Here is a 20,034-nt window from a genome sequence, read left to right on the forward strand (position 1 = left end):
TCTCATTCCCCATTCTCAGTTCGGCAGATTCCATCGGAGGTCGTACCCGGTGTCGGCCAAGAACCACAGCTGGCTCCGGACTTCTTCCAGCGCTTTCGTGTCGTCGTCGTTGCGCATGTCGGCGCGGAGGAGCGTGTTGGCGGTGATGATGTCGTCGGTTCGGTCGCTGTAGCCGGCGTGGGTGGCTGTGAGGCTGATGGTGGGGTCGGCGGGGAGGATCAGTTCGGTGCCGGAGTAGCCGACGGTGTCGGGTTCGAACCCGAGGGTCGCCATGTCGAGTTCGTGTTCGGTGAAGGCGACGAGCCGATACGGCATGTCCCGCTTGGTGATGAGCGGGTAGCCGGGCAGTTCCGAGATGGCGCGTCCGGAGATACGGCACCCGGCACTGATGAGCCGCTCTGCCTGTTCAGGAAGTGGCAGGTCGGATGTCCACTGGGTGCGGACGCCGCCTGGTCCGGGGTAGCAGGCGATGGCGAAGTCGACGAGGCCGCCGACCTTCCGTGATTCCCATCCGATGTCTGTGCGGTGAACGCGTTTCCCGAGGCGTGCGAGCGCGTCATCGACCTGCCCCGCGGTGAGTCCGGCGCGAACCATCTTGTCGAACGTGGCGCCGTTGACGGCGAGTATTCGTGCGACCGCGAAGGTGACGTAGATCGGCGCGGCGTCCTTCCACCGCTCGAGCACACCCAGGACCTGCTTTCCGTCGACCCACACCCGCCGCCGGTTCACGTCGACGAGCAGCACGGTCTCGGTCTGCTCCGCGAGAGCGATCTGCGTCGTCGTCACCGTCCGTGGCGCCAGCAGCAGCAACTCCACGGCTGCTTCTGCCTCGGCGCGTGGTCGTTGCGTCAGCGTTGGGAAACGTGCGCGGCGACCGTCGGCGAGGCGGATCGTGTCCTGCGACTCCACGACCGCGGGCAGGCCAGCAAGCTTCAGGACCGCGAGAGCGCCAGTGAGGTCGGTGGTGTCGCCGAGCCCGTACGGCATCGTGATCTGCGGCCGGCCGGCGTAGGCGGCAGTGACCCATTCGAGAGCGGGCCCCATCAGCTGCGTTCCTCCCGCGTGTCGGGTCGGATGAGCGCCATCAACCAACTGGCTTCGGTGAGGAACGGTTCCCACCCGTCCCGAGGGTCCCCGTGCGCGGGTTCGACCCGGTACGTGGCGGCGTCGCCTGAGCCGGACACGATGACCCGTCGCAGTTCAGCCTCGGATGTGTCGCGGAAAAAGAGATGCCCGTGGACGCCGTGCATGTCGAAGGCGACGCTGATGAGGAACAGGTCCGGCCGGCGGGTCACTGCCGCCACCGCCGTCCGCGGAACAGGGCGACGATCGTCGCGAGCGGCCGGCCCTGCAACATCCAGGTCAACGGTGTCAGCGGCTCATCCTCGATGGTGAGGAAGCGGCGGGGTGTGGTCATGAACTCGGTCATCGCCGCCGCGTCGAGCAGCGGCTGCGGTGCCGCCGCGTAGAGGACGTCGAGGCCTGGCAGCAGCGATGACGGGTCGCCGAACTCGGGGAGCACGGGCTTGACGAGTTGCCAGTCGGGGATGCGTTCTTCGCCCCCGAGGTCGAAGCTCGTCAGCCGGTTCGCCTCGAACAGCTCACCGACCTCCTCAATGCTCACCTGCAGCGCGGCGGCGACTTCTGGCTCGGTGAGAGTTGTGTTGAGGAGGTTCCGGCGGATGCGGGCCTGCGTGGTCTGCCACCAGTCCTCAGGCACGTCCGCCGGACCAACAGCGCTGTGGTCGGGTTGGCGGGGGATCTGTCGGCCTTCGTCGGCGTACGCGGACAGCTGTTCGCGGGTGACTTCACCGCGGGCGTACATCCACAACTGCGACTGCCACGGCATGTCGTCCGGGAACCCTTCCAAGTAGCCGGAGTGGATCACCGCCCGGACGGCTTTCTCCCGCTTCGCGATCTCGGATGCGGGGATGAGGAGGGTCTGCACGATACGGTTCGCTTCCCGCACCGCCGGCACGTTTAGGTCCGACAGGACCGTGTTGGTTTTGTCGTAGAGCTCGTACCCGGGCTCGACGTCGATGGGGCGGACGAGGATCTGCGCCAGGTGCGCGTCCGAGTTCTCGGTGTCCTCGAGGAGCACGTGCCCCCAGAGGATCCGGTCGTTCGACAGGTGCATGGACACCAGACGCATCATCAGCAACTACCTCCAAAGGTCGGGCGTGAGCAGAGCGGATCAGAGCTGCGGAAAGTCAGTGGACGTGCGGCCGATACGTTCCGGTGTGTAGCGGAGGAGGAACCGCATGATCCGGTCCGCTTCGACCATCGCCGGCCACGTCGGGTCCTGACCGTCCGGGTCGACGTTGGTGAGCCGGAACCAGGGCGGCTCGTCGGCATGATCGATGAGGACCGTGGACGGTGGCGCGTCGGGGTGGTCGGGGTCGGTGAACATGACGGAGCCGAAGAACCGGGTGTCGTCGTACGCCAACGTCAGCGACAGCAGCTGCAGCATCAGCCCACCCCGCCCTCACCGCTACCGCTGCCGTTATCGCTGCCGGGGTGCCAGCGGAGGTCGTGGGCGAGGTCGGATCGGAAGTGCAGCAGCTGCCGCAGCCCGGTGACCGCATCCGTGTTCGCGGTCACCCAGCTGTCCTCGTAGAGGACGTGCGCGGTGATGAAGTCGTCTGTGCAGCACCCCTCCGCGCCGGTGAGGATCGTGGTGTCCTGCGGGATGACGACCGACACCGTTGCGTGATCCGCCGACGCAGGCTCGTAGCCGAGCGCCTGCATGTCCGGATGCTCGGCGAAGAACGCAGTCAACCGGTCCGGGGGAACGAGCGCCCCGGACTGCTGAGCCGCCCACCGGTCCGACATCACCCCACCCACCCCGATCAGCTGGTCCGCCTGCTGGTCGATGGTGTCGTCACGCCGCCAGCAGGTCCGGACCCCGCCATACCCCGGATACGCCGCGAGTGCCCAGTCGACCAGCGCGGGCCCATCCGTGGCTTCCCATCCGATGGGCGTATCGAACACGTGCGAACCGAGGGTCGGCAGCGCGGTGCGGACCTCGCCCATTGAGATGCCGGTGCGGTCCGCGATAGCGCGCGTGCCGCCGCCGTGCATGACGATGCTGCGGGCGATCGCGAACACAGTCTTCCAACCTGGGGTCGCTTCCCGCTGCATCGACGTGCCGTGCACCTGCCGGCCGTCCGCCCAGACCCACCCCCGTTTGCCGTTCACCACCACCAGGTCCGGGTATCGGCGCACCAGCGACAGCACTCCACCCTCGGACCCGCCAGGCAGCAGGATCACATCGTCAACACGCCCGCCAGCACCGCCGTCAATGACGGTGGTGGTCGGGTCCGGGGTGGCGAGGAACGCCGTCCGGCCGTCGTCGAATCGGAGCCGGTCGAACGCTTCGATGCGGGCCGGCATACCGGCAGCAGCGAGAGCTGTGAGCGTCTGGGTGACGTCAATCGTGTAGGCAAGCCCGAACGGCAACGACAGGATCGTCTGCTCGTGGCGGATGTTCTGCACCCATCGCCGGTCAGACATCAGCCGGCCCAACCGCTTCCGGTCCACGGCCCACGGCGCGCAGCTCGGAAAGCACCGCGAGCACCTGCGTCGCTGCTTCCAGGAGTGGGTCCGTAGGGTCCGTCAACGGTGCTCCGTTGAGCAGCGTGAACGCCGACCCGTCCTCTGTTGTGCGGACGTTGACGGTCCGTTGCAGGATCTCTGGTCCGGTGGAGTTCGTGAACGTCATCCCCGCCAACGTGGGCCAGATGACAGCGTCGAACTGCGCCGACAACGACAGCAGCCGCAACGGCACCGGCTCGAACTGCGGCGCCCCACGCTCACCCATCGCCAGCCAACTGTGGGTCGTCCTCCGACAGCCGCTCCAGCCCGAGCCCGGATGCGTCGAGGATCGCGTTCTCGGACTCCTCGGTAGCGACGAACGACCCGATCTGCGCATTGACCGCGACAAGAGTCCCTATCCGACTCCGCGCATCCAACGCCACCGCGGTGACCTCCTCAGCAGTGCAGTCGGACGTCAGCTCCGGCTTCGACGGGTGCAGCGCGGGGAACTCGAGCTGCTGCACGGGCGGATGCCACTTCACCCCGACGCGGAGGACTCGGCCGTCGGTGTTGTTGCGGTAGAACATTGATCCGAAGGGATGACCCTGGTCGAGAGTGAGGTCCGCGCCGTAGAGGGTCCAACCGGCGGCGGCATAAGACGGGTCCCACCGCTGCACCGTGAGAGCGCCGACCCCCATCTTCAGACCTGCGATGAATGCTTCGTCGGCTTGGACCTCGACGAAGAATTCCCGAAGGTGCGGCGGAACTTCGTGCCGGAAAGATGACAGTGGCACGCGCTGGACTGTTCGTCCCGAGGTTCTCTGGCTCTCGGCGCCGGCAGGGTCAGCTTCATCGGTCATCGAAACGCCTCCTAACCACGAAGCGGCGGAGCCCACTGCATCTCGCCGCCAGACGCTCATAGTAACGAGCGTTCACGGGGGTGTCTAGAGGGAGTTGCGCGATTCTCGCCGTCGTCTCCAAGCCCCAGCGTCTTCCACTGAAACCGGATCGATCCGCGCATACGGTCGACGCCGCCGCACCCTGCTCCGGCAGAACGGACCGATGATGAACTCGACACGCTTTGCTTCCGCCGCGGACGGGACGGAGATCGCAACGATCACCGACGACCTCGAAGTGCGCATCAACGAACGACCCACCGTCACCATCGTCAGCTGCACCGGGACCGCCACACTCGACTACGACGACACCGTCGACGTTGTCGCTGCGCTCACCGAAGCGCTCACCATCCTCCATGATCGCGGAGCAGGCACGGCGTATCCGGACGATGAAACGCGACAGTAGACGCGGATCGCCACTGCCGTCCGCCGCATATGAATGAACTGTGACAAATCATCTCGCCCTCTTCGACGAGCGTCCCTTAACGCCCGACGCTGACCTGAGAGAACAGGCGGCGCGCCTTCCAGCTCGTGATGCCAGGCCGCGCGCCGGTCGGTGCGCGGCGAGGGATCCCGGCTCGGCGCTGGTGGTGATGTGCGCGGTTCTGGTATCCCTGGCTCCGCTGGCCGCGATCGAAGCGATGTTTGCGGGGCTGCTTGTCGGCTCAGCCCGCGATCCGGAACTCGTTTGGTCTGCGATGCCGCTGACGTTCCTGCCCTGCGTCGCGGGGGCAGTCGCTCTCCGTTCCGGAGCCGGCGGATTGCGCTGGTGGTGGGTGCTGCCCTCGGTGATTCTAGGAGCGCTCGGGCTCACTTTGCTTTCACGGACGTTCTTCGGCTGACACAAGAGCGCCGCATCCTTTGAAAAGGCGGACGAAATCGGCTGGCTCTGCTTCCCCGACCGCTACCACATCGGTGCGCAAGCGAGGATCACCGTCGGGCGCGGAAGGGCGCCGCGAAACCCGGAGTGGAGGTCCTCGCCTGCGAGTTCCAGCCGGCGCCCGCTGCGAGTCCACCGAAGACAACTTGGTCGTGGTGATTCGAGGCCGACCTGTTAGGCCGCGCCGGCGCCACGGCCGTAGATGCGTTTGTCACGCAGGGCGCGCTGCACGTCCGAATCGGTCAGCGGGAGCAGACCGTGATCCTTCGGCGCCTGCGATGAGCCCGGTTCCGGGCGCAGGCGCAAGTAGATTTCTCGTATCTCGGGCCAGTCAGCTACTAACCCAAGCCGTGCTGCGCGGTGCAGCACGTGCAGCGTGCCCCTCGGTTTGAATCCGTGCTGACGAGCAAGGAGCTGACCTCCTCCGTCGTCGATGAGGACGATCACCCGCTCCCCGCGATTCCGCCGCGCCAGAGCGTGAGCGATGACCATCCGTTCGCCGATGTCCTTCGCGCGGGCTGGCTGGCGTTCGTGAGGCATTCCGAGGATCGCGGAGACGTAGCGGTCCACGTCAGGATCGACCCCTGAACGAGAGTCTAGTTCTGCGATGTGCCCGTTTCTCAGCGCCCAATCGAGTGCCCGATCCGACCCGCGGAATCGTCCGTCCTCCTCGGTTTTGTCCCGAATCTCCTGGACGACATCTGCCGGCATGGCCAGAGAAGCGGTGACGCTGCGCAACGTGTCCAGCACGTCGGCGGCCGCCTCGGAACGACGTTCTCCCACTCCGACGGCCTCGCCCTCTGGGAGAAAGCGCCCGAGCCAAGAACTTCCACGTCATCGACAGGGCAGGCCACTACGAGATGTACGACGAGCCCAAGTACGTCAACGAAGCCGCCGAGACCCTCGACGTCTTCTTCCGGGAGCACCTCGCCAGCTGAATCTCTCGACAGTGTGCGCTGTCGCTCATGACTCTCGTTAAGTAGCCGATCCGCTACCGGGCGGCGTCGTTCAGGAGGCGCGATCCAGTGCCGCCATGCTCGCTCGGTCAAGGACGACGTCGCTCACGGCGAGGTTTGCTTCGAGATGTGCGGGGTTCGCTGTGCCAGAGATCACGAAGGTGTTGGGTGCGTGGTGCAGCAGCCACGCCAGGCCGATCTGAGCGGGTGACCATCCCGACGCCTCTGCGATAGCCCGTACAACCTGCTGGTCGGTGACTCGCGGTTGGCCTGGGTGGCGATTTCCGAGCGGGAAAAACGGCACCCATGCGACGCCTTCGTCGCGACAGAGTTCGAGCATCGGCTCGTCCCTACGTTCGAGCAGGCTGTAGGAGTTCTGAACGCAAGCAATACCGAGAGGGAGGGCGTGCTGCAACTCGTCGAACGTGACGTTGCTCAGTCCGATCGCACCGATCTTGCCAGCGTCCCGGAGATCGCGCAGTGCAGCAAGCTGCGCATCGAGATCCACTCGTTGTTCCGCGGGGACCTCCGGATTGACCCCAGGTCGGCGGAGGTTCATCACACCGATCTGCTCGACTCCCAACGTGGTGAGTTGTGTCTCCACGCTGGCCGTGATCTGGTTCGGCTGCTGCGCCAGCACCATTCCACCGGCGGGGTTCGGGTCGGCGCCGATCTTGCTGGCGATAAGGACACCGTCGGACGGACGGATGGCGTCGTGCAGGATCTGGTTCACGGCTCCGCCGCCGTAGAACTCCGCGGTGTCGACATGGTCGACGCCCAGCTCGATCGCACGCCGAACGAGCGCGACACCCTGGGCGCGATCTTCTGTAAGCCGGGCGAGTTCCATCGCGCCGTAACCGATCCGAGCAACAGCGCGGCCACCGAGGCTGCCGACCCCTCCCGGCCGCTTCGTTGCATCGCTGCGTGAGGGTGTGTTCGTGCCAGTCATGAAACGCCGCCTTCATCTACCATAGGGTTATCGGAGGGCACTCCGGTAACACGACCGTAGCACTACCGGAGGGACCTCCGTTATGGCCTTGTCACGTCCAGTCCGACGCCCTGTTGGTGGGTTGCCGGTGCGAGCGCACGCCATCCAGAACAGGGCACGGTTGATCACTGTCGCGCGGGCAGCCTTCACGGCAGGAGAGGTGGTGTCACTTGAGCGGATCGCCCGCGAGGCGAACGTCGGAATCGGCACGCTGTACCGACACTTTCCAACTCGGGAGGCTCTCGTCGTCGCTGTTTACAGCGAGGAACTGGACGCGGTCACCAGCTCAGCGGCCGGCCTCCTCGAGAAGAGTTCCGCCGCGGATGCTCTTGTGGCGTGGGCGCGACGATATGCCGATCTCGTCTTCGCCAAGAGGGAGATTCGGGACGTCCTCGTGGTCGCGGCGACCACTGAGGCTGGTGGCGTGCCGTCAGCGAGAGAACGAGTCACCGCCGTAATCGACGCCATCCTCACAGCAGGACGGGTCGACGGGACGCTCCGCGACGACGTTGACACCAGTGACGTCGTTGCGCTGCTGCTTGGCGCGGTACTCGCCTCAGCGGCGATTAGCTCTCCAGAACCCCTGCATCGGCGGTTCGTCCTGATTTGCGAAGCCGTCACAATCCATCGCGCATCGAGCGCCACCTCAGCACCCTGAAGCCCGCGCACCGCGGAGAGGGCCAGTCTCGATAGACGAACGTCTATCGAGACGTCCAAGAACACCGGGCGGCGCCTGTGATCTGCTCGGCCCATGGCCGAGCCCTCACCGGTCGCTCGGTTGAACGACGCGGGCGAGGGGCCTGTTCTGGATTGCTCTAGTGCCGATCGGCCGATGGGCGGACGGCGAGGTTGGAGGTGGTGTGCCCTCCGTCGACAGCCAGTGTCTGCCCGGTGATGAACGCGGCGGCCGAGCTCAGGAGGAACACCACTGCGTCGCCGACCTCGTCGCCGGTCCCGGTGCGGCCCAGGGGAACCGTTGCTCGGTACGTCTCGAACAGGACGCCGTCGCTGTGGGCGATTTCGGTCGCCTCGGTGCGGGTCAGACCGGGCCGGACACCGTTCACACGGATGTTGCGGGGGCCGAGCTCTGCTGCCAACGCGCGAGTGGCCGCGTCGAGTGCTCCCTTCGCTGCCGCGTAGAGCGCCGTTGCCGGGCTGCCGACAGCAGACAGCGTGGACGAGACGTTGACGATGCTCCCGCCGTCACGCATTACCGGTGCGGCCGCGCCGGACAGCAGCAGCGGTGCGCGGACGTCGAGTGACATCGTCGCGTCGATGTCACTCGCGCTGATCCGCTCGATCGGTGCGAAGTGCGCGGTGCCCGCGTTGTTGACCAACCCGTCGACCCGTCCATGGCGTTCCAGGGTCTGTGCGAGGACCTCGGTCGGTGCCGCCGGGTCGTTCAGGTCTGCCTGGATCCAGCTGGCAGCCTGCCCCAGCGTCGCGGCGTGCTCACGCAGTGCCTGACCATTGCGGCCGACAAGGACGACGCGGGCTCCTGCTGCCGCGCAGCTGGCGCTGATCGCTGCACCGAGACCCTTCGAGCCTCCGGTGATGATGACGACCCGGTCGGTCAGCGGAGCGGCGGGGAACGAGTGGTGGGTGTGCATGCGTATGGCTGCTTCCTGTGCTTGGAACGCACGCCAGCCACCTCTCGCGACGTCGGTCGACGCGGGGTCAACGGGGCTGGATGCGAGGGTTTCCAGCCCCGGACCGCCCTTGCAGGACGACCGCTTCACGAAGGTGAACGCGTCGATCGTATCGCTGACGAAGTGGTCTCCAGGTGAGGCGGCCGGGTCGGATGTGGGATATCGTGGCGCTCTGACCGATTCCCATCGGTGTGGTCGACCTCGTGCATCAGCACAGGCGATCCGGGGCTGAAAACCTCCGGCGTTCCCAATCGAAGCCCGGAGGTCTTCCCATGTCGACGTCGTCGCGGACCGCGCTCAGCACATCCGCTTCTCCCAAGCGTTGGTGGGCGCTCGTCGTCCTTGCGCTCACCCAACTCGTCGTGGTGCTCGATGGCACGATCGTCACCATCGCGCTGCCGCAGGCGCAGCAGGAACTCGGCCTCACTGACCTGGAACGTCAGTGGGTCGTGACCGCCTATGCCCTCGCGTTCGGTGCCCTGTTGCTCCTGGGCGGTCGAGTCGCTGACTACTGGGGGCGCAAGCGCACCTTCTTGGTCGGCATGCTCGGCTTCGGTGCGGCCTCCGCGTTCGGCGGCCTCGCCCAGAACGGCACCGAGCTGATCGTCGCTCGCGGTCTGCAGGGTGTGTTCGCCGCGTTGCTGGCCCCGGCGGCACTGGCGCTGCTGACCGTGACCTTCCCGAGCGGTCGCGAGCGCAACACTGCCTTCGCGGTGTTCGGAGCCGTTGCCGGCGCCGGCGCGGCGGTCGGACTGGTGCTTGGCGGCGTGCTGACCGAGTTCGCCGACTGGCGGTGGTGCTTGCTCGTGAACGTGTTCTTCGTGGTCGTGGGACTCATCGGCGGGATGCTGCTGGTGCAGGAGTCCAAGACCGAGGGCAACAACCGCTACGACCTGGTCGGGGCTGTCACTGTCACGCTCGGACTGGGTTCGCTGGTGTACGGGTTCAGCCTCGCCGAGCACGGCTGGGGCCAGATCCAGACGGTCGGGTTCCTCGCACTCGGCGCCGGTCTGCTGGTGCTCTTCGTGGTGGTCGAGAGCCGCGTGGCGCAGCCGTTGCTGCCGCTCCGGGTCGTCACCGACCGGGTTCGAGGAGGCGCATTCCTGGTCCAGATGATCGTCGGCAGCGTCATGATCGGGGCACTGCTCTACGTCTCGTTCCACCTGCAGATCGTGCTCGGGATGGACCCGCTGCTCGCCGGCCTTGCGACGCTGCCGATCACGCTGAGCATCATGGTCATGGTGCCGATCGCGACGAAGCTGCTGTCCACCATCGGCCCGCGTCCCATGATGATCGGCGGACCCCTGGTCTCCGCCGTCGGCCTCGCCTACCTCAGCCGCGTCACTGCCGACGGCTCGTACCTGGCGCAGGTCTTGCCTGCGTTGATCGTGCTGGGGCTCGGCATGGCGTTCGTGTTCGTCCCACTGCAGAACCTCGCGCTGACGGGTGTCGAGCCGCACGACGCCGGCGCTGCCTCGGCCACGCTGAACTCGGCGTTGCAGATCGGCGGGTCGATCGGGCTGTCGGTGTTCACCGCCCTCTACGCCGCACGCGTGGCTGACGTCGGCGGCGGGTCGAGACTCGACGCGCTCACCAGCGGCTACTCCGTGGCGTTCCTCGCTGCGGCGATCGGACTGGTGCTCGCGTCGATCATCGCGGCCGTGTTCATCCGTGGTTCGAAGTCCGAGCTGCTGCCCCAGGTGTCCGACACCGAGGCAGCGGTGTACGTGCACTGAGCGCCGTGTCGCGACTCGAGACGGTCCACGACGTCGTCGGGCCCTGGTCGCTCGCCACCAGCAGGCGGTTCTGGGAGGGCTTCACCCCCGGCAGGCTCGCGTCCCAGACGCAGGCAGCGGGCATCCAGACCACCTTCCTGTGCGACACCGACTGGCAGCGGGTGGACGCCGTCATCACCCAAGACGGGCCGTCCGTCCGCATCGTGGTCGATGGCACCGGGGATCTGGATGCCGCGACCGACCAGGTCCGCCGGCTGCTGTCGATCGACATCGACGGACGCAGCTGGCCCGACGTCGCGATGCGCGACGGGGTCATCGCGGAGGCGCAGGCGCAGCTCCGTGGCTTCCGTCCGTGCGGCTTCTTCTCGCCCTACGAGGCCGCCGTCTGGTCGGTGCTGTCGCAACGCCTGCAAATCCGGCAGGCGGCCGCGATCAAGACACGGCTCACACAGCAGCTCGGCGACGACGGAGCCTTCCCGTCTCCTGCCGCGCTGTTCGCGGAATCACTGGTCCTGCCCGGACGCAAGGCGGAGTACCTGCACGCGATCGCCGAGGCCGCGCTCGACGGCAGACTCTCCGGCTCGTTCCTCCGATCGATGCCGTCGGCTGAGGCGTTCGTGCAGGTGCAGGGCATCCTGGGGATGGGACCGTTCTCGGCCGAGCTCGTGGTGATCCGCGGCGCGAACTTCCCCGACGTGCTGCCACACCACGAAGGCAAGCTGAGCGACGAAATCACGAGACGATACGGAACCGATCGCTCCTTCGATGAGATCACCGAGGCGTGGAAGCCGTATCGCTCCTGGGCCACGGTGCACCTGCGCGCGCTGCGAGCTGCAGAGGGCAGATGATCCTTCCGCTTAACCGCATCGGGATCGGCTACCGGACTGCTGACAGAGCCGCGATGTGTTTGACCAGACCGACCGCGTGAGCAGGCATCGCTTCAAAGAATCGGTAGAGAGTCTCGGATCGATCAACAGGACCTACGGCCCAGCACCGCTTGCCCAGGCCGAACGCAATCCCTGCTTCAATATGCGCCGCTGCGCCAGCCGGAAGCACGAGCACAAAGTGCTCAGCCGCTCGAAGCGCGGCGAGGTCTTGCTCGAAGAGCTTCCGCACCTCCGTCGAGTCCAGCGCAGCGTTATCTGCTCCTCCTGGAGCGGCCAGTGCTGCCGCGTCCTCGTCGCACTCAGTCCGAACGAAGGAGTAGGACGACACCCCGATGCTCTCCAAGGCTTCCACGACGGTGAGGACCGCTGCTCGATTCCGCCAGCTGCCTGCGACGAAGAACTCGCTCATGATGCGACGCTAAACCACAAGGGTACTCATCGCGGAGGCGTTCCTCGAAGACTTGGCCCAGCGGCAGGATGCTCTTGCCAAGCGATTCGCGTTGCTCTTCAATCTGCGGAGGTCATGGGACCATGTGCGACGTGACCAGTCGAACACGCGCAGTCGCGCACACTCGACGGTTTAGCGACCGTCGGTCAGCGCCGCTCGGGATCGTCGTCGCTCTGTCTTGGCTGGCCGCGACGGTCCTGGGTAATCTCCTGCTCGTTCGCTACTGGCCCACGGAACAAGCATCCTGGTCGAACGCGGCTACACGAACTGCGTTCGCTTACTTCGGGTGGGGCTGGTTCGTGACGTTCGCGATCCTGATTGCCATCAGTCTTGCGGCGTGTCTTCTCCTGCATTGGTCGCGCCCGCCGGCGGCATGGCTGCCGTGGGCCCTCCCCCTGACTGCGTTACTCGTCACACTCTCGCTGGACATCTGCTTCAGGCTGTTCACCCGGACGCAGTACGTGACTGCTGCAGGTACTGCAGAAGCTGCGCGCCAGGCAAACGTCGCATCCCTCATGACACTCACGCTGGCCGTCCTCATCACCGCGCCGCTCGGCCTTCTTCTACGGAAGAAGGACTCCACACCGCATACGTGAGCACATATCCGGAGGGGCGTCCCGGTTGGGGGCCCAAGGATCGCCTACCGGACGGTGGCGGCCGCGATTGCCTCGGCGGTGGTTGCGATGGTCGCTGGGTCGCTCCTGGAAGTCGCGTCGATGACGAACGGGTCTTGCTCCACCGGTGCCTCGAAGCTCGCGCTGCGTTCTGCGAGCACCGCGTCTGTGACGTCGGGCCGCACCTGCTGTGCCCTGTTGGCTAGGACTCGTTGCTACCGCCTTCACCCACGCCAAGCGCCAGACCTCTCGGAGGCGAGCGGGCTGGAACGGAGCGATCTTCTCATGCACGGCAACGACCGTACCGATTACGACGCGAGTAGTTCGCACAACTCACCCCCGCTACCGCGCATAGGGCAGGTACCTCACATCAGAAGGAGCACCCGCCCATGCCCACCCACTCCCGGGACGTCCGTCTTCAAGCCTTCCTCGACGCTGCAACTGTCAGGCATGACGGAAGGTACGACTACGAGCAGGTGCCCGCCATGTTCGTCAACGCGCACACGAAGGTCACCATCGGCTGCCCCGACCACGGCGACTTCGACCAGGAGCCCAACGAGCACAAGCGCGGGCAGCGCTGCCCCGACTGCTCCGGCCGCCGCAACTCAAAGGCGACGGTGCGCGGTGCACGGTTCGAGACTCAAGCCGCCGCAATGCACGGCGACCGGTACGACTACTCGGCAGTCGAGTTCGTAGACCAACACACGGAGGTCACCATCCTTTGCCGAACGCACGGCGCGTTCACACAGCGGCCCACGAACCACCTCGACATGGGCAGCCCGAGCGGCTGCCCGGACTGCGCCAATCAATCGCGGCGGCGAGCGCTCAAGGACGCCTGGACCAGACGTACCCGTACTCAGCGGCGAAACGCCGACACGGGGGAGTACCTCGCAGCGTGAAAGAGAAACGACCGGGACGCCTTGGGGGGAGGCGACCCGGTCGTTCGGCTCGAGTATGGCGAGCCGGAACTCAGCGTAGCGGCGGCGGTCAGTTTGCCGCGGCGTACGCGTCGCGGACCTGCTGGCTGATGCGGCCGCGGGCGGCGACCTCGTGGCCGTTCGCTGCAGCCCACTCGCGGATCTTCGCCAGCTCGTCCGGGTTGCTGCGGCCCTTCGCGGACGAGGTCGCGGACGTCGAACGGCCGCTTCGGCCGGTGACCTTGCGCGCCGCGGCGATGTAGTCGGAGAACGCCTCGCGGAGGTTATCGGCGTTGTCGTCGGTGAGATCGATTTCGTAATTGCTGCCGTCGAAGGCAAACTGGACAGTGCTTCCCTTGCCGGGTTCGATGACGTCGCCGGAGAGATCGTCGACGAGGTGGGTGGTGACCTTCTGTGCCATGATGGCTCCAATCTGTTGGGGACTCCTCCCAGCGTGGCATACGATGGCCTTCGTTGTCTTAACGAAGCACCCGCAGGGTGCGCGATCCTGGACCGGCGCTTCGGCAGTTATCGGAGATTCTCGAGGGTGTCGAGTGACGGCGCCTGCTGCTCCTTGTATTTGTGACACCAGCAGCTATTCTCCACGGCACCCGGCGCGCCGATCCGGGCAAAACCCGTACAGATTGTCGACTGGTGACCGAGCGGTCGATTCGTCTAATCAACTTGCCCATATCGGCCGCCGGTAGGAGCAGGGCCCACGTGCACGCGTTCTTACGCGACCAATCGAAAGGTCGCCGCCGGCTGTGATAGCCGGTGTTCAATCCGTCTCGCGCCGATAGCGGATGTTGGTGCGGCGTATGCAAGCGCTCGGAGGCTCGCTGGGAACGTTGGCGAGTTGACTAGGTGTTCGACGTTCTTTGCGCGCTTCCGGAGCTGCTCAAGCGCGCGATCATGCGCAATCTGAGGTGAGAGTTCGGCGAAAAGGTGTTGCATCTCATCCCACCCGTGACCCTGATGTGGGTTCGGAGTGTATCCGTGGGTGATGCGCAGTGCGTCTTGCCGTTCGGGGGTCCGCAAGAGCTCGAAGAGGTGCTGCGGAACTAAGCGCCCAATATTGGACGATGCTTGACGAATCGTGCTGAGGTTGCCCCGTCGACGTAGCGCGAGCACACCAACATCGTCCGGCGCGATGGCTGCTGCTTCTGCGGCCCTCCCAACGGATGTCACGACGTACACGTGCTCCGCTCGGGAGCGGTAGTCCCGCAACTGAGCCGGGAGTCGAGTGAAATCGTCGAGGTCAGTCTTCACCTCGTAAATAGTGGTCGTGCCATTGAGCACGACAACATCCGCGATGGAACCCCCCATGGGCTGTTCGATCAGCGCCGAAGCTGTTCGAGGACTGTGCCTACCGAACACAGCGCGGGATACTATGTCGTTTTTGAACACGTACTCGCTGCGGTAGCCACGAGCAAGAAGGTCCCGCGCTGCGTCGAAGGCATCAGCTAGCGTAGCTTCCGGACGCGACCGAACGAGTTCACCTAGGATTGCCAACCTTCGGGCGTGACCTCCGAATTGCTCACGGCTGAGTTCTCGCAGGGTGACCGGTGAGAACACGGACGCCAGGAGGGCACCCTGCGTTCGATTCGGAGTCCCATCCACGTCCGGGAGTGTAGTCGTGTAGCGAAGTTCGTTCATCAACCGCTGCTATGCGGCGATGGACACGACGGCCGCCGAGATGCTCGGGACGGTGCACTCGGCGAGCATCTCGGCGGCCGGATGGCTTAAGCGGATGCATGCAGCAAACCGCAAGAGCCACGCGTCAGGGTGTCATGTTCGCGGCGACGCTCTCCACGTGGTGACCGATCTGCTGCCGCTTGCTGGTTCCAGGACTTGTGTAGGCTCCGCCGGCCTGGCCGAGGAACGCTCGAAGGCCCGCGGTGTCCTCAAACATGGTGGGGTTTGTGGACACAACGGCCTGCAGATCTGGGAGGACGACAGCCCACTTTGGCGCATTTTGGCCGCGCGCTCCGGCGCCGGAAACGAAGTGTCGGACTCGCATCTGCTGCCCATCCATATAGGAGAGATGGATAGCGAGGGCCAATGCCGGACCGCCCGACGATGCGAACGACTCGGGCGGCAGGACCGTGAAGTCTGAGAAACCGGCCCAGCCAGCGCCTCGCCAAGCGATGAGTTCGTCGCTGAAGTACTCGTCGAGCGTCGCCGTGTAGTCGATGTTTCGCGTTCGACCCGGGAAGTTGTTGCTGATCACGATGCTTCGCCCTGCTGGTATCGAAGCGTTGTACGGCGCCGGGTCCATCTCCGGAGCGAAGAAAACAAGGTAGTCACTGCTGGCGAGCACCGTTGCGAGCGCCGCGGGGGCGATGGCGTTGGACGTCAGCACGATGCCTACCGGTCGGTTCGGGTACTGGGTGAGGAACACCGCGAGTTCCGGGACCCCTTGCCCCGGGCTCTCTCGGAACACTGGACGCACGTGCGCGGCGTCTGCGAGATCCGGTGCAAGGCTTGTAAGGACTGCAGCAGCAGCGGCTGGGTTGGCAAGATCTCCGCGGGTCGGGTTCGCCACGATCATCATTTCAGCACCGACCCCGCGCGACTCCGCGATCTTTGAGTGCAGGAGCGACCGGTTCTCCGTGGGTTCAATCATCGGGATCACTCGGCCGTGTTGTGCCAATCCCGGCGCGAGGTCTGCCAATGCTCGGAGTTCCTCTTGGCGGCCATACAGATAGGGGACGTACATGGTGCCTCTTTCAGGGTTGCGAATAGTTGTGGGTGGTGCAGGAGGAGCGCGACGCTCTGAGCGAACTGTTTCCACGAAGAGGGCCCGTTCCGATGTTCCGGCGGGCGCCTCGACGTTCACCGTTCATGCCGACCCTTCCGGTCTGGTCCGGGTCGTGCTGCGATGCGTGACGAAGAGCGGTTGGTCAGTGCTCAGACCAGCTCGAGGGAAGGGGCTTTGCACGGGTGGGTCCTGCAACGCCTTGCGCTTCGAGCGCACCTGTCGCGTTCGAGGCCATCGCGCCGTCGGCGCTTGGCGATGCGGCCTCCCCCCCCCCCCCCCCCCCCCCCGACGCCAGTCCATCGCGGCCTTCCTTCGTCAGAGCATAGTTGTGTGAACGACCAACTTATGACGAAGCGTGTAGAGCGGGGCAACGGGAGGGCCAAGCGTGGAGTGAAGGGCGAATTTGGGTGCGTCTGGCTTGTCGTGAACTCTGGCCAGTGAGGCCTCCAGCTCGTGGCGGTCTTCTCGCAGAGGTGGTATCTCGCCGCCGTCTGCAGCTGTCTGTACGTCGGCATGCGACGTCGTGCGTGACGATCGTGAACAGACCCGTCTCGGAGGCGATAGAGCCGCGGTTATCCGACCGCGCCATGGCGTCCCGCTCGGCCTAGCGCGACGGATGACGGCATCGGAGGGGGGGGGTGATGCCCGCCCCGAGTCGCCGCGCTCGCCACAGCACCTTCGTCGCAAGTCCCATTCCTGGGTGTTCAACCAAGTTTAGAGCTGCCCTAAATTCAGGTGGTCGACCAACTAACGCTTGATCACCTGAAAGGCGCTCCCTTGTCACTTTTTGAATCCACGGTTCAGCACGTCGATGAGCCTCAGCGGGGGTTTGACGCCTACCTCGGTGCGGCTCATAACAGGTACCTGGGAAGCGGGCACCGTCGCGTGGCGCTTCAGATGTCCGAGCCCGCCCAGGAGCGAGCACTCGAGTTCACATGCACGGCGCGAATGACTTATCCCGAGGACTGGTCGCAGAAAGCGGGCGTTGAACGCACTCCGCACCTCAGTACTGTCGACGCCATCCGTGTCGCCGGGAAGGTTCGCGCGTCTCTCACGAGACACGGGTCGTTTGCGGAGTTCGCCGACGAACGGTCGCTGACAGTGCGCGCGGGTGCTCGGCCCTGGGAACAGCTTGGCGCTGTCCCGGTGCACACGGTGGTCGCGCTCGCTCCTGAGCAGGACGAGCTTGTCCTGCAGCACAGGATTGGGACGCTCAAGGTTGAGTCGCGGCTCGCCCGGGCGGCCGAAGTGCCCATCGTTGACGAAGGTTGGGGGCCCGGCGAAGCCTCCGACATCCGTCTTAACGCGGACTGCCGGGTGCAGTGCACCTACGCCCGGCGCGCGACGGAGCCTTCGCTGATGTCGTTTCTCGAAGCGATGATGCTCACGGCGCAGATGTCGCAAGTTGCGCTCTACGGTGGTGACCCGAAAGCGCGTGACCGCAGCGGCAACATGTGGATGCGCCGCGCACGGTTCGTCCGGCACACGCCGCGCCCACAGTCAGCCAGCGTCGTTGATTTGCAGTTGCAGAATCGCCGAAGCGTCATGTTGGGTGGCCGCGCGGTCGGCACTGCAGATGTTCTTGCTGAGGACGTCTTCGGAGTTCAGGTCACCGCGTCCTTGGCTACCGGGTCATGAATACCGCTCGCAGTGCTGAAGGTTTCTCGAACGACAGCGTTGAGCCGGTCCTGGCTCGACGCCGCTGCAAGTCCGTGCACCAAGACGGTCCACATCGTCTCCAGCGAGCTCATCAGATCTCGTCGCTCGGTGCGGACGTTCGATACCAGCTGCACGCCGGTAAAGGTTGCGACGACATTCGCACCGAGCCGCTCAGGAGAGAGAGCGGTATCCAACTCCCCGGCAGCATCGGCGGCAGCGAACGCATCAATGACTCCCTGGATCCACTGGTCGTAGAAGTCAGAAGTCGGATCGGCGAAGATTCCCTGCTCCAGCGACAACCTGATGCCGGCTCGGACGATGGCATCGTCCAGAAGCAACTGCCCGATGCCGCGCGACGCGCGGACCAGCATCGACAGTGGAGACTCCGTATCAGCATGTTCACGCATCACGGCGAAGGTTCGGGCGTTCTGCTCTTCGATGACGGCCAGCGCGATCGCTTCCTTGGTGCGGAAGTAGAAGTAGATCAGACCCTGACCGACGCGTGCATCATTAGCGATCTGGGACAAGCTGGCCGTGCCATAACCGACCCGGTCAAAAACCGACGCAGCAGAGTCCAGAATCGCGGCGCGACGCGCCAACGAGCGCTCCTGTTGCGGGGCTCGTTCGTCTGGCATCCGTGCATCCTTCCGCTGAACCGTTGTAGCGAGCGTATCGGTCCCACCGTCGTGGCCGCTGGGCTGCGCGCATGAGGGCACTTCTCACCGGAGCCAGCGGCTTCATCGGTGCACAGCTGCTTACTGCCCTTGAAGCGGCGGGACACGAAGTTACGCCGGTGTTCCGAAGGCGAAATCGGGCCTTCCCGTCGGCTGTCGTCGCCGACCTCCGACACGATGATCTCAGGGGTCTCGAAGGGTACGAGGTCGTTGTGCACGCTGCGTCGACGACGGCGGGGCCGCTCGAGTTGCTGTGGGATGGCAACGTCTGTGCGACGCATCGGCTGACAGCGGCGGCGAATCGAACTGATACGCCGGTTGTCTACATCAGCACCACCGGTGTGTACGGCCAAGCATCTGGAAGGTTCGGCAACCCGAGTTGGATGCCGCGAAACCCATCTTCGGCGTTGTCCGTCGCTCGGGCCGCCGCCGAGGACGTCGTCCTTGAGGCTGGCGGGACCGTCATTCGACCGCACGTGATTCACGGGCCGGGCGACCGGTGGGTTGTTCCACCGCTTGTGCAGTTCATGCTCGCGGAGAACGCCTGGCTTGGCGGCCCAGACATTGCCGTCGCTGCAATCAGCGTGCAGCGATTAGCGGTGGGGGTGACGGACCTCATCGGCAGGGGACACCGGCCGGGTGTCGTCCACGCGGCTGAGATCGACCCCGAACCTGTTCTGAACCTCGTGCGGCAGCCCTTTCGTGCAGCGAGCCGGCCGCTCCCGACAGCGGTCAGGACCGTCGAGCAAGCCTACGAGACACTCAAGTACAGAGGAGTGTCGCGAAACGCGCTCAGCATGCTTGGCGTCTCTAGCAGCATGGACACCGCCGACTTCTGGGGAATCGGTATCTCAAAGCAACCCGCCGCGCCGCGGAGTGGATCCATCCGGGCATGATTCCCGAACCCTTCGTAAGGCGCCTACTTTTGTCCTCGGTGCCGCCGGCGTCGAAACAGAGTCGACGGAGCGCTCCGCGCGGTGCTATTTGAGGATCGGCCCTGCGACCGGTGCGAACTCATAGCGTTGCAGACGGCGGCGCGGTGAATGTCTGCTCGCGGGCAGCACAACCGACGCGCAACACTCGACACTCCGCCGTACCTGCGGCTACCGCGAACGTCGTCACGTAACTCCCGCTGCCGCACGTGCATGGCCGGCTTCTCCGAAGCGGCCTTCTCGCAGCACACCGTCGAGCCCTTCTACCTGTCTCCGATTTCCGACGGCTGGGTGCGGACGCAAGCCGCTCCCTGAGGGTGACCGCGTTCCTCTGCTGACGTCAGACGGGTGTGTCGACCAGCCGCTCGCTCAGCGGAGGAAGGGGGCTGCTCACGTTCGGTCTCTCACGTGGTTGACACCTCTCGGAAGGATCACCAGACTGCTGTTGGGCGTTCGCCCAACTTTGGAACCAGAGGGGATTTCATATGGTCAAGACTCGGAAC

General features: G+C 65.4%; 24 protein-coding genes. 9 read left to right on the top strand and 15 right to left on the bottom strand.

Annotation, left to right across the window (positions count from 1 at the left end):
- Positions 1 to 15 precede the first annotated feature (15 nt).
- From QOL16_RS00975 to QOL16_RS01005, 7 genes are read right to left on the bottom strand one after another with little or no spacing between them, the layout of a single operon-like run.
- Entirely contained in the window at positions 16 to 1,044 is a 1,029-nt protein-coding gene (locus QOL16_RS00975) for a hypothetical protein (protein ID WP_071282738.1), read from the bottom strand.
- Positions 1,044 to 1,295 (bottom strand): hypothetical protein, encoded by a 252-nt coding sequence (locus tag QOL16_RS00980; protein WP_139197393.1) that lies wholly within the window; start codon positions 1,293 to 1,295, stop codon positions 1,044 to 1,046. Before QOL16_RS00980 ends, QOL16_RS00975 begins: the two co-directional genes overlap by 1 nt.
- Positions 1,292 to 2,143, bottom strand: coding sequence for an antitoxin VbhA family protein (locus tag QOL16_RS00985; RefSeq protein WP_139266310.1), 852 nt, complete (start codon positions 2,141 to 2,143; stop codon positions 1,292 to 1,294). Before QOL16_RS00985 ends, QOL16_RS00980 begins: the two co-directional genes overlap by 4 nt.
- A 51-nt stretch (positions 2,144 to 2,194) precedes the next feature.
- Positions 2,195 to 2,470 (bottom strand): hypothetical protein, encoded by a 276-nt coding sequence (locus QOL16_RS00990; RefSeq protein ID WP_071246349.1) that lies wholly within the window; start codon positions 2,468 to 2,470, stop codon positions 2,195 to 2,197.
- Positions 2,470 to 3,495 (bottom strand): hypothetical protein, encoded by a 1,026-nt coding sequence (locus QOL16_RS00995; protein ID WP_139266311.1) that lies wholly within the window; start codon positions 3,493 to 3,495, stop codon positions 2,470 to 2,472. The genes QOL16_RS00990 and QOL16_RS00995 overlap by 1 nt, the downstream gene beginning before the upstream one ends.
- Before the next feature lie 10 nt (positions 3,496 to 3,505).
- The gene (locus tag QOL16_RS01000) at positions 3,506 to 3,820 is read right to left on the bottom strand and encodes a hypothetical protein (protein ID WP_071246343.1); all 315 of its coding nucleotides are present in this window, start codon (positions 3,818 to 3,820) and stop codon (positions 3,506 to 3,508) included.
- On the bottom strand, positions 3,813 to 4,394 hold the full coding sequence (locus QOL16_RS01005) for a hypothetical protein (RefSeq protein WP_139266312.1): 582 nt from the start codon (positions 4,392 to 4,394) through the stop codon (positions 3,813 to 3,815). Before QOL16_RS01005 ends, QOL16_RS01000 begins: the two co-directional genes overlap by 8 nt.
- Positions 4,395 to 4,596: 202 nt before the next feature.
- Here QOL16_RS01005 and QOL16_RS01010 point away from each other — a divergent pair, with 202 nt between their 5' ends.
- Together QOL16_RS01010 and QOL16_RS01015 are read left to right on the top strand one after the other, a co-directional pair.
- Positions 4,597 to 4,836, top strand: coding sequence for a hypothetical protein (locus QOL16_RS01010; protein ID WP_071282748.1), 240 nt, complete (start codon positions 4,597 to 4,599; stop codon positions 4,834 to 4,836).
- A gap of 40 nt (positions 4,837 to 4,876) precedes the next feature.
- Positions 4,877 to 5,272: a hypothetical protein gene (locus QOL16_RS01015; RefSeq protein WP_139266313.1), complete on the top strand. Its 396-nt coding sequence runs from the start codon at positions 4,877 to 4,879 to the stop codon at positions 5,270 to 5,272.
- Between the two features lie 212 nt (positions 5,273 to 5,484).
- Here QOL16_RS01015 and QOL16_RS01020 read toward each other — a convergent pair whose 3' ends face one another.
- Both QOL16_RS01020 and QOL16_RS01025 read right to left on the bottom strand, forming a co-directional pair.
- The gene (locus tag QOL16_RS01020; protein ID WP_139266314.1) at positions 5,485 to 6,060 is read right to left on the bottom strand and encodes a hypothetical protein; all 576 of its coding nucleotides are present in this window, start codon (positions 6,058 to 6,060) and stop codon (positions 5,485 to 5,487) included.
- Positions 6,061 to 6,318: 258 nt separating this feature from the next.
- Positions 6,319 to 7,215, bottom strand: coding sequence for an aldo/keto reductase (locus QOL16_RS01025; RefSeq protein ID WP_083393897.1), 897 nt, complete (start codon positions 7,213 to 7,215; stop codon positions 6,319 to 6,321).
- Positions 7,216 to 7,417: 202 nt separating this feature from the next.
- On the opposite strand from QOL16_RS01025, the gene QOL16_RS01030 reads away from it, so the two are divergent.
- A complete protein-coding gene (locus tag QOL16_RS01030) occupies positions 7,418 to 7,912 on the top strand; it encodes a TetR/AcrR family transcriptional regulator (protein ID WP_175473042.1) in 495 nt (164 codons plus the stop codon).
- 157 nt (positions 7,913 to 8,069) lie between these two features.
- Here the strand turns inward: QOL16_RS01030 and QOL16_RS01035 are convergent, their stop codons facing one another.
- Positions 8,070 to 8,993 carry an SDR family NAD(P)-dependent oxidoreductase gene (locus QOL16_RS01035; RefSeq protein WP_139266315.1) on the bottom strand — a complete coding sequence of 308 codons (924 nt, stop codon included), beginning with the start codon at positions 8,991 to 8,993 and terminating at the stop codon, positions 8,070 to 8,072.
- Between the two features lie 101 nt (positions 8,994 to 9,094).
- Here QOL16_RS01035 and QOL16_RS01040 point away from each other — a divergent pair, with 101 nt between their 5' ends.
- Both QOL16_RS01040 and QOL16_RS01045 read left to right on the top strand, forming a co-directional pair.
- On the top strand, positions 9,095 to 10,639 hold the full coding sequence (locus QOL16_RS01040; protein ID WP_305411215.1) for an MFS transporter: 1,545 nt from the start codon (positions 9,095 to 9,097) through the stop codon (positions 10,637 to 10,639).
- Between the two features lie 5 nt (positions 10,640 to 10,644).
- Complete coding sequence (locus QOL16_RS01045; RefSeq protein ID WP_071246326.1) at positions 10,645 to 11,487, top strand: DNA-3-methyladenine glycosylase; 843 nt, start codon at positions 10,645 to 10,647, stop codon at positions 11,485 to 11,487.
- Positions 11,488 to 11,515: 28 nt separating this feature from the next.
- Here QOL16_RS01045 and QOL16_RS01050 read toward each other — a convergent pair whose 3' ends face one another.
- A complete protein-coding gene (locus QOL16_RS01050) occupies positions 11,516 to 11,935 on the bottom strand; it encodes a hypothetical protein (RefSeq protein WP_139266316.1) in 420 nt (139 codons plus the stop codon).
- Between the two features lie 131 nt (positions 11,936 to 12,066).
- Between QOL16_RS01050 and QOL16_RS01055 the strand changes: the two genes are divergently transcribed.
- Both QOL16_RS01055 and QOL16_RS01060 read left to right on the top strand, forming a co-directional pair.
- Positions 12,067 to 12,570, top strand: coding sequence for a hypothetical protein (locus QOL16_RS01055; protein WP_139197388.1), 504 nt, complete (start codon positions 12,067 to 12,069; stop codon positions 12,568 to 12,570).
- A 407-nt stretch (positions 12,571 to 12,977) separates the two neighbouring features.
- Positions 12,978 to 13,487, top strand: coding sequence for a DUF723 domain-containing protein (locus tag QOL16_RS01060; RefSeq protein WP_071282760.1), 510 nt, complete (start codon positions 12,978 to 12,980; stop codon positions 13,485 to 13,487).
- A gap of 88 nt (positions 13,488 to 13,575) precedes the next feature.
- Here QOL16_RS01060 and QOL16_RS01065 read toward each other — a convergent pair whose 3' ends face one another.
- The 3 genes from QOL16_RS01065 to QOL16_RS01070 form a co-directional block, all read right to left on the bottom strand.
- Positions 13,576 to 13,926, bottom strand: coding sequence for an Lsr2 family protein (locus QOL16_RS01065; RefSeq protein ID WP_071282762.1), 351 nt, complete (start codon positions 13,924 to 13,926; stop codon positions 13,576 to 13,578).
- A gap of 311 nt (positions 13,927 to 14,237) precedes the next feature.
- Entirely contained in the window at positions 14,238 to 15,161 is a 924-nt protein-coding gene (locus QOL16_RS17235; protein ID WP_139266317.1) for a sce7726 family protein, read from the bottom strand.
- Between the two features lie 124 nt (positions 15,162 to 15,285).
- The gene (locus tag QOL16_RS01070) at positions 15,286 to 16,224 is read right to left on the bottom strand and encodes a sce7725 family protein (RefSeq protein ID WP_139266318.1); all 939 of its coding nucleotides are present in this window, start codon (positions 16,222 to 16,224) and stop codon (positions 15,286 to 15,288) included.
- A 777-nt stretch (positions 16,225 to 17,001) separates the two neighbouring features.
- Here QOL16_RS01070 and QOL16_RS01075 point away from each other — a divergent pair.
- Positions 17,002 to 17,904 carry an AvrD family protein gene (locus tag QOL16_RS01075; protein ID WP_175473043.1) on the top strand — a complete coding sequence of 301 codons (903 nt, stop codon included), beginning with the start codon at positions 17,002 to 17,004 and terminating at the stop codon, positions 17,902 to 17,904.
- Here the strand turns inward: QOL16_RS01075 and QOL16_RS01080 are convergent.
- Positions 17,871 to 18,560, bottom strand: a complete 690-nt coding sequence (locus tag QOL16_RS01080) for a ScbR family autoregulator-binding transcription factor (RefSeq protein WP_071282769.1) — start codon at positions 18,558 to 18,560, stop codon at positions 17,871 to 17,873. The two genes, QOL16_RS01075 and QOL16_RS01080, sit on opposite strands and share 34 nt — an antisense overlap.
- Positions 18,561 to 18,631: 71 nt before the next feature.
- Between QOL16_RS01080 and QOL16_RS01085 the strand changes: the two genes are divergently transcribed.
- Positions 18,632 to 19,495 carry an NAD(P)-dependent oxidoreductase gene (locus QOL16_RS01085; RefSeq protein ID WP_083394919.1) on the top strand — a complete coding sequence of 288 codons (864 nt, stop codon included), beginning with the start codon at positions 18,632 to 18,634 and terminating at the stop codon, positions 19,493 to 19,495.
- Positions 19,496 to 20,034 lie beyond the last annotated feature (539 nt).

It is taken from the genome of Curtobacterium sp. MCBA15_004 (assembly GCF_001865055.2).
Taxonomy (GTDB): domain Bacteria; phylum Actinomycetota; class Actinomycetes; order Actinomycetales; family Microbacteriaceae; genus Curtobacterium.

Excerpts from the sequence above, each read along its gene's own strand:
- QOL16_RS00975 (WP_071282738.1), bottom strand. The coding sequence starts at position 1,044 with ATGGGGCCCGCTCTCGAATGGGTCACTGCCGCCTACGCCGGCCGGCCG.
- QOL16_RS00990 (WP_071246349.1), bottom strand. The coding sequence starts at position 2,470 with ATGCTGCAGCTGCTGTCGCTGACGTTGGCGTACGACGACACCCGGTTC.
- QOL16_RS01000 (WP_071246343.1), bottom strand. The coding sequence starts at position 3,820 with ATGGGTGAGCGTGGGGCGCCGCAGTTCGAGCCGGTGCCGTTGCGGCTG.
- QOL16_RS01005 (WP_139266312.1), bottom strand. The coding sequence starts at position 4,394 with ATGACCGATGAAGCTGACCCTGCCGGCGCCGAGAGCCAGAGAACCTCG.
- QOL16_RS01010 (WP_071282748.1), top strand. The coding sequence starts at position 4,597 with ATGATGAACTCGACACGCTTTGCTTCCGCCGCGGACGGGACGGAGATC.
- QOL16_RS01025 (WP_083393897.1), bottom strand. The coding sequence starts at position 7,215 with ATGACTGGCACGAACACACCCTCACGCAGCGATGCAACGAAGCGGCCG.
- QOL16_RS01050 (WP_139266316.1), bottom strand. The coding sequence starts at position 11,935 with ATGAGCGAGTTCTTCGTCGCAGGCAGCTGGCGGAATCGAGCAGCGGTC.
- QOL16_RS01060 (WP_071282760.1), top strand. The coding sequence starts at position 12,978 with ATGCCCACCCACTCCCGGGACGTCCGTCTTCAAGCCTTCCTCGACGCT.
- QOL16_RS01065 (WP_071282762.1), bottom strand. The coding sequence starts at position 13,926 with ATGGCACAGAAGGTCACCACCCACCTCGTCGACGATCTCTCCGGCGAC.
- QOL16_RS17235 (WP_139266317.1), bottom strand. The coding sequence starts at position 15,161 with ATGAACGAACTTCGCTACACGACTACACTCCCGGACGTGGATGGGACT.
- QOL16_RS01070 (WP_139266318.1), bottom strand. The coding sequence starts at position 16,224 with ATGTACGTCCCCTATCTGTATGGCCGCCAAGAGGAACTCCGAGCATTG.
- QOL16_RS01080 (WP_071282769.1), bottom strand. The coding sequence starts at position 18,560 with ATGCCAGACGAACGAGCCCCGCAACAGGAGCGCTCGTTGGCGCGTCGC.
- QOL16_RS01085 (WP_083394919.1), top strand. The coding sequence starts at position 18,632 with ATGAGGGCACTTCTCACCGGAGCCAGCGGCTTCATCGGTGCACAGCTG.